The sequence below is a fragment of the Amygdalobacter indicium genome, assembly GCF_029101545.1.
GTDB classification, from domain to species: domain Bacteria; phylum Bacillota; class Clostridia; order Saccharofermentanales; family Fastidiosipilaceae; genus Amygdalobacter; species Amygdalobacter indicium.
This window is the reverse complement of record NZ_CP118866.1, coordinates 803,011-815,175: the sequence shown is the minus strand read 5'-3', so window position 1 is coordinate 815,175 and position 12,165 is coordinate 803,011. Positions and strand designations below refer to the sequence as shown.

Genomic DNA, 12,165 nt, shown 5'->3' with positions numbered 1-12,165 from the left:
GTCAACTAAGCAAATTTGGGCTATAATGCTTGAGAATATATTTTAGAAGAGGTTGTAGTATGCCTAAGAAATCGGAAAACACCGCTGCTAAAGCACCGGCTAAAGAATTGAAATTTGAAATTAAGAAAAATATTGATGTTATTTCGGATAGTAAAAACGGTAATTGGCATTTGGAATTGAATGTTATTTCCTGGAATGACGCCAAACCTAAATATGATTTAAGAAGTTGGAATGCCGACCATACCAGAATGACTAAAGGTATTACCTTAAATTCGGAAGAACTGGCAGTATTAAAAGAAGTCCTGAATGAATTGGATCCTTATGAGATTGACGAGTAAATATGGAATCTAATCTCAACTCTTATTTTGCAGCCTATCCTTTGATTGCGAATTTATATCGCCAAAAACAGGTACCGAGCAGTGACTTAATTCAGACCGTATTTTCAGATAAAGCAGCTACAACTTATTTTTATCGTGATTTAGCTGCTGTTATGCAAAAGTATGCTGTTGCTTACTATGAAGAAGGAAATTCTTCTTTACCTGATTGGGATTATGATTTTGCTTACCGTTTACTTGAAACTTTAAGTGAAATATATCCGGAATTGAAGCAATACAGTAAATTAACGGAAACTGTCGGCTCGGGTGATCAACTGAGTTTTTTTACTCAAACCGATAAATCAAAGCAGCCGAATCATACTAAAGTAAAAAAATCAAATTTTACCAAAGAAGCTCATCAAGTTAAAATGGAATCGCTGAAAGACCTTTTCAGTAAAGAAGAGTTATTTGCCGCCTTGGACAACATGCGTAACGAATTGGTTAATTTGGGTGTAAAAAAGGAAGAAGCGGCGGAACTGAAGTTTACGGTTGAAGAAAAAATTGACGGATTATCATTGGCTGTTTTGTATGAACACGGTCAACTTACGCGTGCTTTAACTCGTGGTAACGGTCTGATAGGTGATAATGTTACCGCCAATGCTTTAATGATTAAAAATTTGCCTGCTGTTGTCCCGTCGGATTGGCCTATTTTAGAATTTCGCGGCGAAGTTTATATGCCTAAGAAATCTTTTCAGGAATTAAATAATTCTCTCTATGAGAAAGTACTGCAAAACGGCGGTGACAGTGAAACTGCGGAAAGTAAATTGTTTGCCAATGCCAGAAACGCCTGTGTCGGCTCATTAAAACAAAAAGATCCGCAAGTTACCCGGCAACGAAATTTAGCTATTTTTGCTTTTAATTTGCAACGCCCTGTACCGGCAAGTATTGACAGTCATCAAGAATCATTGAGTTATTTGCAAAGTTTAGGATTGCCTGTTGTTTACGAGAGCAGATTATATAGTCGGAATGAGGATATTTATGCCGCCTGTTCGGCAATCATGCAGAAGCGTGACAGTTTGCCTTATGGTATTGACGGTGCAGTTATTAAACTGGATAAATTGTCTTATCGACTGTTGTTGGGGTCGACAAGTAAAACTCCGCGTTGGGCTTTTGCTTATAAATTTCCGCCGGAGCAGGTGAAAACCAAGTTGCTGGATATTGCCGTTCAAGTCGGTCGCAGCGGTAAATTGACTCCTTTGGCGATTTTAGCGCCGGTATATATTCAAGGTTCAACTGTCCGTAAGGCCAGTTTGCACAACTTTTCTTATCCGCAAAAGCTGGATTTACGGATCGGCGATGAAGTGTTCGTGCATAAGGCCGGTGATATTATCCCTGAAATTACCGGACCGGATCTAAGTTCCCGTCCGCCTGAAGCTAGAGCGTATGTCAGACCTGATAGATGCCCTGTATGTCAGAGTGAATTGTTGGTAGCGGATCAGGACTCATATTGTTTGAATGTTTCCTGTCCCAAACAAATTTTGTTACGATTCGCCTATTTTACCGGGAAAGAAGCTATGAATATAACTAATTTAGGCGAGAAAACTTTGGAACAGTTCATATCTGCCGGTTTTTTACACACTTTACCCGATATTTATCGCTTGCAACGTTATTATGCCGAGGTAGCTGATATTAGAGGCTTTGCCGTAAATACTGTTTACAATGCCAAAGGTGAAAAAACTCTTGTTATTCCGAAATTCGATGAAATATTACAGGCGATTTCCCGTAGCAAAAGCAATTCACCGACAAAATTTTTGATAGCCTTGGGCTTGCCGGAATTAGGCGTAACAATGTCAACGAAATTACAGCATTATTTTCCCAATCTGCAAGCTTTATTTAATGCTTCTTCTGCGGATTTGCTGGCAGTTCCGGATATCGGGGAAAAGATAGCCGGTAATTTGCTGACTATTTTTCAATCCGATAATTTTCATAAACTTTTACAGGACTTTTCTACGTTGGAGTGGGATATTCTTACGCGTCCCTGGAGTGATCAACAAAGTAATTCCGTTTCACCTGCCGATTTTTGGTATCCTTGGTTAAAGGATCGAGATTATCTGGATCAGAATGACAGATTGCAAATTAAGCCGGAAGAAAATTTCTGGAACGGGAAAAAAATTGTTTTTACCGGAACATTCAGGCATAATAAGCGCAGTGAACTGGCATTGCTTTTACAGTATTTCGGATCTGTTATACAAAATTCTTTGACGAAGCAAACAAATTATCTAATAATAGGAGAAGAGGCCGGCAGCAAACAGCAAAAAGCTGCAAAAATGCAAATACCTTGCTTGACTGAAGCAGAATTTTGGCAAAAATTCCGCAAATAATTTATAATTATAGCTTGCAAGTAAATTTAGGAAAGAGCAATAGAATATGAAACGCAAAAATCGAAAATTAATTGTGCTGATATCGGGACTGATTGTCGCAAACATTGTATTAATAGCCGTTATATGCGCACTTTTTTACAGCAAACAGCAAAAAGCTCAGTCTCTGATTGCCAAAGCTCAGTCCGCTTATAAACAGGCTGACTATCAAGGTGCCTTGGATTGCCTTGACAAGTTATCGGATGCTGAAAAGAAGAAACCGGAAAATCTGCTTTTACTGGCAAAAATTGAAGCAATTACCAAAAATGAACATTTAGCCGATACTTTAGCCGAGTTTCATAATCTTAATTTAACGACTAAACAAAAAGCTCTCTATGCAAATGAGTTGGCGCAAATTAACTTAACGGTTGCTTTGAACAAAGATGACTATACTCAGGCTGACAGTATTTTTGCGGAACAGGCTGTTGTACCTTTAGATCCGCAGTTGGCATTAAAATTGATCAAACATGATACGGAAAATAATAATAATCCGGCAGCTTTGAAAATGTTCAAGTTGTTGGAGAATATGTTTGAATTTGATGAAAATCTTAACAAATATTATTTGTTAACCGCTGCTAAAGCGGGAGAGGCTCAGTTGGCAACTGAATTGTTCCACAAAAACAAAGATTTGTATCTGAAAGACAATCAATATATGCTGAATTTGGAAGAGAGTCTTTTATCGCAAAAAGCGACAACTTTATTAGGTGAAATCTATCAAAGCTATTTGGATAAGAAAACGCTTAATAAATCCAACTTCTTACGTCTGCAAAAGTTCTTCAAGAGCCAAAATGACACAACTTCTTTGGAAAAACTGAAAGAATTGGCGAAGGAGCTGAATATTGTAACGAGTGACAATGACTCTGTCGGTAACACTCAGGGTAATATATTGAACAGCGGTATTATCGCCAAATATAAAAACACTTTGTATTTCCCGGATTTCAGTAATTTTTATTTAACGAAGACAGACGATGATTTCGCGAATAAAACAGTTTTATTGCAGACGGCTGTGAATTACTTGAATGTAACTGCCGACAATATCTATTTCGTTAATCGTTTGCCGAAAGCCAATGCCAGCGGTAAACAGGATAAATGGCAGGAAGTCGGTCCTATTAAACGCGTTGATCTTGAAGGTCAAAATCTCCAAATGATTTATGATACGGAAGCGAGTCATTTACTTTTGGAAAAAGGATATTTATACTTCATTGATCATAAAGACGGCAAAAAGTTGAAACGTATTGCAGTTTCATCCATAGATATGGGTGAGGTGGAAGTTGAAACTGTGGTCAATGATGCTGTGACGGAATATGCTTTGAATCACGATAAAGTCGTCTATGCCCATGATAAAGACCATAAGTTGCATTTATATGATATTTCGCAGAAACAGGATAAAATACTGGTTAATAATCGTGTAAGCTATGTTAATATGGCGCAAGATCGTATCTATTACATCAATATGGACAAGAGTTCTCATATTGAGTGCTACAGTTTGGCAGATAACAAGACTAAGACGGTTTTCAACAAGAGTCAGTGCAGTCAATTGAATGTTATTCCCGGTTCTTCTCAGAGCAAGGATATGTTGCTTTTTGAAAAACTGAATCTTGCTCGCATGCGCGGTGACGGTAATGACTATTTGGATTTAACTTCCGATTTGATTACTCATATAAATTTCGTGGATAAATATATTTACTATTATCTTGAAGATCCGAATTCCGCTTGGGAAATGTATCGTCAGGAAATTAATGGCGGTAAGCGTATGAAAGTGGTTGGCAATAAATAATGGCAATAAAACTGGTAGTTTCAGATTTGGATGGAACCTTGTTGAATCGTACAAGTCGCTTGGACAGCAATACTGTCCGAGCGGTTAAGTCTTTGAACGAAGAAGGAATCTTATTTACTTTTGCAACGGGCAGAATAGATTTGAATACTTGGCATTTTGCCAAGCAATTGAATTTGCAGTTACCGATTATTTCCTGTAACGGCGCTTTGATACGTTATCCGTTTACCGGAGAGCCTGTTTATGAAGCATATTTGCCTGATGCGCCGGTTGATGCGATTTTACGGCTTTTTCAATCAGAAAAGAGAGATTTTTTCGTCTATACGCCGACTTCGATTTATTATCCTGATTACAGCCTGGCGGTAGAACGTTTCCGCTATTATAATTTATTGGCTGCGTCCAATGATTTACCGCAAATTGAGATGATAAATTATACAGACTGGCAAAAAAATAAAAGTAACTTGTGTCCGCCGGGAACTGTCAAGTTATATTGTCACGCTAAAGATCGTGAGCAAGTTAGTAAGCTGGGTGCTTTGGTGGATTCCTATCCGGAACTTACAGCTTTAAAGTGTGCCAAAGAAGCGGTTGATATTATGGTTAAAGGCTCCGATAAGTCTAAAGGTTTATTAAAGGTTGCAGACTTGTTCCATGTCGGTATTGACGAAATTGCGGCATTCGGAGACGAAGAAAATGATCTGAAAATGTTGCAGACAGTCGGTTATCCTTTTCTTATGAAGAATGCCGTTAAAACTCTGCGAAATAGACTGCAATCTTATCATTTGGCGGAAAATCATAATTGTGCTGGATTTGCGCGGGCAGTAAGACAATATATTTTGTAATCCCATTTTGAAAAATAGGCAATTTGTATTATTATTAATTAGAGCTTTTTGTGTGTTTGTAGCAAATTCAATTTCACAAGGAGTTTTTTATGTCCGTTTATTTCAATTCCGAGCGCAACAATCATTATTGTTCGCCTTATTTTGTCGTTGTTGCCAATGACAAAGAATTACTGGATCTGCTCAGCCGCCAGCTGAAGCAACAGGGTTATCTCGCCATTACCGACAGTTCCAATCGTGTTGAGTATTACATTGATGCCCGTGTTTCCAATCGAAATTCAGGCTCTCTTTCTCTCAGCAGCAGGATATTGCATATTTTACAAACAACGAATTTCAATTATCCGCAGAAAACAGCCGATTATCCGCATTTCTGTCTGGCTCGTAATACTTTGATCCGACTTTTATTTCGTGTTTGGCATTTTGATGCGCAACTTATAGGTTACAGTGTTCTGAAATTTATTGCTGAACATTCCGATTGTGATGCTTGTGAATTAAAACCTTATAATCGTAAAATTTATCCTCAAGCCGCCTGTTACTTCGGTTGCTCCGTCAAGCAGATTAATCGAGCCGTAAATTATACTTTGCGAAAGGCTGAATTTAACGGTAATCTTTCCGATTTACTGGCAACCTTGCGTCGTTATCTTACAGCTTTGGCGCAGTTGCCCGATTTAGTTGAATATTTAGCCAAACATGAACCGGATTTTTCACCGACGGAAACAGCTGCTATTAAGCGAACCTTAGATGACAAATTACAAACTTTTCAAGCTTTAGCCCGCTTACAGCTGCCGCATAAATCGGCATAAAAATGTCAATAAGAGTTTTTTCACATATTTAGGGCGATTTTATGGCTGAAGTGCTTGACAAACATGCGAAAAGTCTTAATAATACCTACTGTAAGTTTAAGGAGGAATCATATGTCTAAGAACAGTTTAATTGAAATGATTGCTGAGAACAGCGGTTTTACAAAGAAAGATTCTGAAGTTGCTTTAAAGGCCGTTTTGGCTGCTTTCAGCAGTGCTTTAGAGCAAGGTGAGAAGGTTTCGATTGTCGGCTTCGGTACTTTCGAAGTTAAAGAGCGTAAAGCACGTGTAGGTCATAATCCTGTAACTCGTGAAGAAATTCAAATTCCTGCAAGCAAGGCTGTTACTTTTAAAGTATCCAAGAATTTGAAAGATCGCGTAAATAAGTAATTTACTGTTGTTCCCTAAGAACACTTTTCCGGCAGGAATATTCAACTTCCGGAAAGTGTTTTTTTATTAGTTGAGTATTAAAGAAGGCACAAAATGAAAATAACACCTGATATGATTGTCAGTGATATCATGAATATGGATCCGGGAGTTATTCCTATTTTTATGGAGCATGGACTTTACTGTATGGGTTGCTTCATGTCCGGAGATGAATCTTTGGAAGAAGCTGCACAGGTTGATATGGTTGATTTGGACCATTTAATTCTTTCTCTTAACCAGTATTTCGGGTTTGACACGGGAGATTACGACATGAACGGTAATGAAGCTCACAGTGAAGAATATGATCCTGAAGCTAAACCTAAAACGGCAGCTGAAAGAGATATAGAAAAACAGGACAAGACGGAACAGAATAAGACTGAAGATGACGATAAAGATAAAGATGCTACGTCGGCAAGCAAAACTGCGCAGTGAATTATTCACAATTATTTAATTGACAGCTATAGGTAAGTGTGAGATAATTCTCGCTGTTGACGCTGGTGTAGCTCAGCAGGTAGAGCAGCTGATTTGTAATCAGCAGGTCAGGGGTTCGAATCCGTTCACCAGCTTAGCCGTAACGATTGGTTACGGCTTTTTTATTACCCTGAAAACAAGAAAAACGGCAGGTCAAGGCATGATAGAAAAAACAAAATCTAAATGGGCGTTAATCACAGGTGCTTCAGGCAGTTTAGGCAGGGAATTGGCATTGTTATTGGCACAAGAAAATTACAGCCTTATTCTCCATTATCAAAGCAACATCTCCGCTTGTCGTAAATTAGTTGAAGATTGTCAGTCAATAAGCGGTAAAAGTGCCGATAATTATTTATTGTGGCAAGCAGATTTCAGCGATCCGGCTCAGTTGGAGCCTGCGCTTGCCGCCGTATTAAAAAAAATTCCTTATCTCAATGTTTTAATAAACAATGCTGCTGTAGACAGCTACGAAATGGTTAATGATATTGAATGGCAGAATTTGCAAAAACTCTTACAGGTAAATATCGCCGCTCCGATCTTATTAACTAAGGGATGTCTGCCGCAATTGAAAGCCGCTGCTGCTGTTTCCGCTGCTCAAATAATTAATATCAGTTCCATTTGGGGGATATATGGCGCTGCGATGGAAACTGCTTATTCCGCCAGCAAAGGTGCAATTAACGCCTTGACGAAATCTTTGGCCAAAGAATTATACGATTTTCCTATCAGAGTAAATGCAATCGCCCCCGGTTTGTTTACAAGTAAAATGAATGATCGTTTTACCAACGCTGAAATTACCGCTTTTGTTAAAGAACACAGTTTATTACAAAGAGCTGCAGATGCCCGGGAAATTGCCCAAACGGCACTGTTTCTTTTAAGTGACCGGGCGACGTATATTAACGGTCAAATACTTGAAGTAAGCGGTGCGTACATTTAGAATTAAACTAATAGCTGGAACGAGGTAGAAGATTTGCTTAAATTCAAACAGGTCAGTGAAGAAGAGTTACAAAGACAAAGAGATTTGTGTGTAGAAAACAAGGCTCTCTGGGGGAATGAAAAAAAGTATTTTATTATGACATTCGGTTGTCAACTGAATGATAACGATTCTGAAAAAGTAGCGGGTTTGTTACGGGAAATGGGATTGAGTCGAGCTGAAAATAAAGAAACTGCCGATATAATTCTAATAAATACATGTAGTGTCAGAGAAAATGCCTCCGGTCGTTTTTATGGTAATTTAGGAGAACTTAAAGCTTTAAAACGCGCTAATCCCAATTTGATTGTCGGCGTTTGCGGCTGCATGATGAAACAGGATGTTTATGTGGAAAAGGTCAAGCACAGTTACAGCTTTGTCGATATTATGTTCGGACCGGCCGATATTTGGCGTCTACCTGAAATTCTTAATCGCCGCTTAAGAGGTAGCAGAAGAGTTTATGATATCAGCAATGAAGAATTGATTGCGGAAGACCAGCCGGTTTTAAGAGAAAGAAAATATCGGGCACTTGTCAGTATTATGTTCGGCTGCAATAATTTCTGTACTTTTTGTGTTGTTCCTTATACAAGAGGACGTGAACGTTCCCGTAATATGGATGACATTGTAAAGGAAGTAAAGACTTTGGCTGCCGACGGATACAGTGAAGTTATGTTACTGGGGCAGAATGTAGATTCTTACGGTAAAGAAATTAGAGAATATCGTAAAGCTTATAATAACGTATTTGCGGAACTTTTGAGACGTTGTGCTCAAACCGGTATTAAACGCCTGCGTTTCATGACTTCTCATCCTAAAGATATATCACTGGAATTATTGGATGTAATGGCGGAATATCCTAATATTGAACGGCATTTGCATTTACCTTTGCAATCAGGCAGCAATCAGGTATTACATGATATGAACCGCCATTATACTATTGAAAGATATTTGAATATTGTCGCAGAAGCTAAAAAAAGAATGCCGGATTTGCAATTCAGTACCGATATTATTGTAGGCTTTCCCGGGGAAACTGAGGCCGATTTTGAGCAAACTTTGTTAATTATGGATAAGGTAAGATATGCTTCAAGTTATACTTTTCAATATTCGCCTCGTCCCGGAACACCGGCGGCTTTAGCAGCTCAGGTGCCGCAGGATGTTGTCGATGCCCGTTTCCAGCGTTTGGTAGAATTACAAAACAGCCACAGTCTGGAAATTGCGCAAGCGCAAATCGGTAGAGTTTGTGAAGTGTTGATTGAAGGTTTGTCCGACCATGTTGATGATCGCTATACAGGTAGAAGTTCGGATAATTTCTTAATTAATTTTTCTGTTCCGAAAACGGCTTTTCCCGGACGCCTCAGGGAACAAACCCCGCAGGCGAAAGGAGACTATCTTGAAGGCAAATTTTGTCGGGTGATGATTACTGAAGCTAAAACATTTTCGTTAACAGGAGAATACGTCGACGGTTTGCCGGATAATTTTACCGAATAAAAACTGCTAATAATGGTGAGTGTAAATGAAAAAGTATCAAGCAGCCATGGCTGAAGCTAATTTAAGTCCTATGATGCGCCAATATTGTGAAACCCATGCGGCGTATGATGATTATCTTTTGCTTTATCGTTTAGGTGATTTTTACGAACTTTTTTTCGATGATGCGGAAATTGTCGCTCGAGAATTGGAACTGGTTTTGACCGGCAGAGATGCCGGGCTGAAAGAACGGGTACCTATGTGTGGTATGCCTTATCACGCTGTGGACAATTATATTAATCGCTTGTTAGCTAAAGGCTATAAATTGGCTGTATGTGATCAGATGGAAGATCCGGCTTTAGCTAAAGGTTTAGTGAAAAGGGAGATTACCCGTCTGGTTACACCCGGTACGCAAACTGACAGCGAAACTATGGCTGCGGATAAGAACAACTGGCTTTTAGCTTGTTATCAACAACAAAAATATTACGGCCTTGCCGTTTTGGAATTAGTTTCCGGTCGCTTTATGGCGTGCCAAATCAATTTCGGCTGTACAGAAACCGGTATTATCAACGAGTTGATAAATTATCATGCCGGTGAGTATCTTTTGCCCGAAAAAATGCAAAATTCAACAATTGCGCAACTGTTGCTGCAAAACGGTGCTACCGTCAATTATTGTGTCGACGGTGATTATAATGCCTTAAAAAAAGATTATTTACCGGCAAATTTCAATTTGACAGCTCTAAGTGACAACTTGATAAGTTCGGCACCTTTGGCTTATAAAGCCGTTATCGCTCTGCTTAACTACATTTTGCAAACCAGACATACTTTGCCGCCGCATTTGCAGAAAATAGAATATTATCAGCCGCAAAATTACTTGCAAATCGATGCCGATTCGCAAAATAATCTGGAATTATTCCGAACGCTGCGAGAACAAAAGCAAAGAGGCAGTTTAATTTGGGCTATTAATCAAACCAAAAGCAGTATGGGCTTGAGATTGCTGAAATTATGGTTGCAAAGACCTTTAATCGATGTTGAAAGTATTGTCCGAAGACAGGAGGCTGTCACGGAATTATTGGCCGATTATCGTCGTCGACAAAAATTAAGAGAATTAATCGGACAGATATACGATATAGAAAGATTGGCCGGTAAACTGGGAAACGGTAATTTACAAGCGAAAGATTTATTGGCAATCAAGGACAGCTTGTTACTTTTACAACCGATTAAAGATTTGCTGCAAAACTGTAAATGTGAATTACTGCAGAAGTTGGTCGGCAATTTAAGAATTTTACCGCAAATCACTTCTTTGTTGGAGCGGGCGATTAATCCTGACTGTTCCAACAACCTGAAAGAAGGAAATATTATTGCTGCCGGTTATAATCAGGAGATTGATTATTTGCGTGATTTGCAGAGCAACAGTCAAAAATGGTTCGATGACTATGTAATAACGGAAAAGCAGAAAAACGGTATTAAAAACCTGAAAATAGGATTTAATCGCTTATACGGTTATTATCTGGAAGTTTCCAAATTAAATTCGGCAGCTGTACCGGATTATTACATCCGTAAGCAGACATTAGTTAATTATGAACGCTTTATCACGCCCGAACTGAAAGAGAAGGAGAACGAAATATTAGGTGCACAAGCCAAGTTATACACACTGGAAAGTGCTTTGTTTCAAGATATAAGATCACAAGTCCGGGCAGAATTGGCTGCTTATCAGGTGGATGCCGATATTATCAGTACCTTGGATGTCCTTCAAAGCCTGGCTGAGCAGGCACAACTGGCCAATTATTGTCAACCTCATTTTCAAAAAGGTAAGACGCTGGAACTCAAAGATTCCAGGCATCCGGTTTTGGAGAAGTTGGCCGGACAGGGAAATTTTGTCGCCAACGATTGTCAAATGGATTGTAATAATACTTTCTGCCTGATAACCGGTCCGAATATGGCCGGTAAATCAACTTATATGCGACAGGTAGCTCTAATTTGTCTACTTGCGCAAATAGGTTCTTATGTACCTGCCGCAGCTTGTACGCTCAGCCCCGTAGACCGCATATTTACGCGTATAGGAGCGTCGGACGACTTGGGATTGGGTAAATCCACTTTCATGGTAGAAATGCAGGAAACGGCCCGAATAATGCTTAATTTGACAAGCGCATCTTTATTGATATTAGATGAAATCGGACGCGGAACAGGTACAGCCGACGGCTTAGCTTTAGCCTGGTCCATTTGTGAAGCCTTGAACGACACGGAAGGAGCACAACCGCGAACCTTATTTGCAACCCATTATCATGAATTGATAAATTTGGCCAAACATTTCAGTACTATCAGGAATTATCACGTAACTGTAGCTGAAAATGCCGACAGCATAGAATTTTTGCACAAATTAAAAGCAGGCGGCACGGACCAGTCTTACGGTATTGAAGTGGCAAAATTGGCGGGCTTGCCGGATCGAATTATTGAACGGGCTAACGACATTATGTTGGAATTAATCAAACAAAATTATCATGCCGGTAAATTAAGTATACCGAAATACCGTGCGCCTTTAGAGAAGCAATTACAAATGTTCTCGCCTCAAAGTGAAGCCAAAGATGCCTTGCTGCAAACCTTAAGAGATACGGATATTAATACTTTGAGCCCTCTGGACGCTTTGCACACTTTGAATGAATTAATTGAAAAAGCCAAAGAGCTTAAGGCTTGATGATTGA

General features: G+C 39.2%; 10 protein-coding genes and 1 tRNA gene. All 11 read left to right on the top strand.

Translation table 11 applies throughout. From position 1 onward, the window contains the following. Window positions 1–59 precede the first annotated feature (59 nt). The 11 genes from PYS60_RS03410 to mutS all read left to right on the top strand — a co-directional run bounded on the left by PYS60_RS03410 (window position 60) and on the right by mutS (window position 12,158). Window positions 60–338 carry a YdbC family protein gene (locus tag PYS60_RS03410; protein ID WP_315567706.1) on the top strand — a complete coding sequence of 93 codons (279 nt, stop codon included), beginning with the start codon at window positions 60–62 and terminating at the stop codon, window positions 336–338. 2 nt (window positions 339–340) lie between these two features. After that, complete coding sequence (gene ligA / locus PYS60_RS03405) at window positions 341–2,695, top strand: NAD-dependent DNA ligase LigA (RefSeq protein ID WP_315567704.1); 2,355 nt, start codon at window positions 341–343, stop codon at window positions 2,693–2,695. A 46-nt stretch (window positions 2,696–2,741) separates the two neighbouring features. Beyond that, entirely contained in the window at window positions 2,742–4,508 is a 1,767-nt protein-coding gene (locus PYS60_RS03400) for a DUF5050 domain-containing protein (RefSeq protein ID WP_315567703.1), read from the top strand. Next, on the top strand, window positions 4,508–5,344 hold the full coding sequence (locus PYS60_RS03395; protein WP_315567701.1) for an HAD-IIB family hydrolase: 837 nt from the start codon (window positions 4,508–4,510) through the stop codon (window positions 5,342–5,344). Before PYS60_RS03400 ends, PYS60_RS03395 begins: the two co-directional genes overlap by 1 nt. Before the next feature lie 89 nt (window positions 5,345–5,433). Beyond that, complete coding sequence (locus PYS60_RS03390) at window positions 5,434–6,144, top strand: hypothetical protein (protein WP_315567699.1); 711 nt, start codon at window positions 5,434–5,436, stop codon at window positions 6,142–6,144. Between the two features lie 111 nt (window positions 6,145–6,255). After that, window positions 6,256–6,531, top strand: coding sequence for an HU family DNA-binding protein (locus tag PYS60_RS03385; RefSeq protein ID WP_315567697.1), 276 nt, complete (start codon window positions 6,256–6,258; stop codon window positions 6,529–6,531). A gap of 93 nt (window positions 6,532–6,624) precedes the next feature. Then, window positions 6,625–6,999 carry a DUF1858 domain-containing protein gene (locus PYS60_RS03380; protein WP_315567694.1) on the top strand — a complete coding sequence of 125 codons (375 nt, stop codon included), beginning with the start codon at window positions 6,625–6,627 and terminating at the stop codon, window positions 6,997–6,999. Between the two features lie 61 nt (window positions 7,000–7,060). Further along, window positions 7,061–7,133 (top strand) — tRNA-Thr (locus PYS60_RS03375). A gap of 65 nt (window positions 7,134–7,198) precedes the next feature. Next, window positions 7,199–7,969 (top strand): SDR family NAD(P)-dependent oxidoreductase, encoded by a 771-nt coding sequence (locus PYS60_RS03370; RefSeq protein ID WP_315567692.1) that lies wholly within the window; start codon window positions 7,199–7,201, stop codon window positions 7,967–7,969. Window positions 7,970–8,002: 33 nt separating this feature from the next. Further along, the gene (gene miaB, locus PYS60_RS03365; RefSeq protein ID WP_315567688.1) at window positions 8,003–9,487 is read left to right on the top strand and encodes a tRNA (N6-isopentenyl adenosine(37)-C2)-methylthiotransferase MiaB; all 1,485 of its coding nucleotides are present in this window, start codon (window positions 8,003–8,005) and stop codon (window positions 9,485–9,487) included. Between the two features lie 25 nt (window positions 9,488–9,512). Continuing rightward, the gene (gene mutS, locus PYS60_RS03360; protein ID WP_315567686.1) at window positions 9,513–12,158 is read left to right on the top strand and encodes a DNA mismatch repair protein MutS; all 2,646 of its coding nucleotides are present in this window, start codon (window positions 9,513–9,515) and stop codon (window positions 12,156–12,158) included. The last annotated feature ends 7 nt before the right edge of the window (window positions 12,159–12,165 follow it).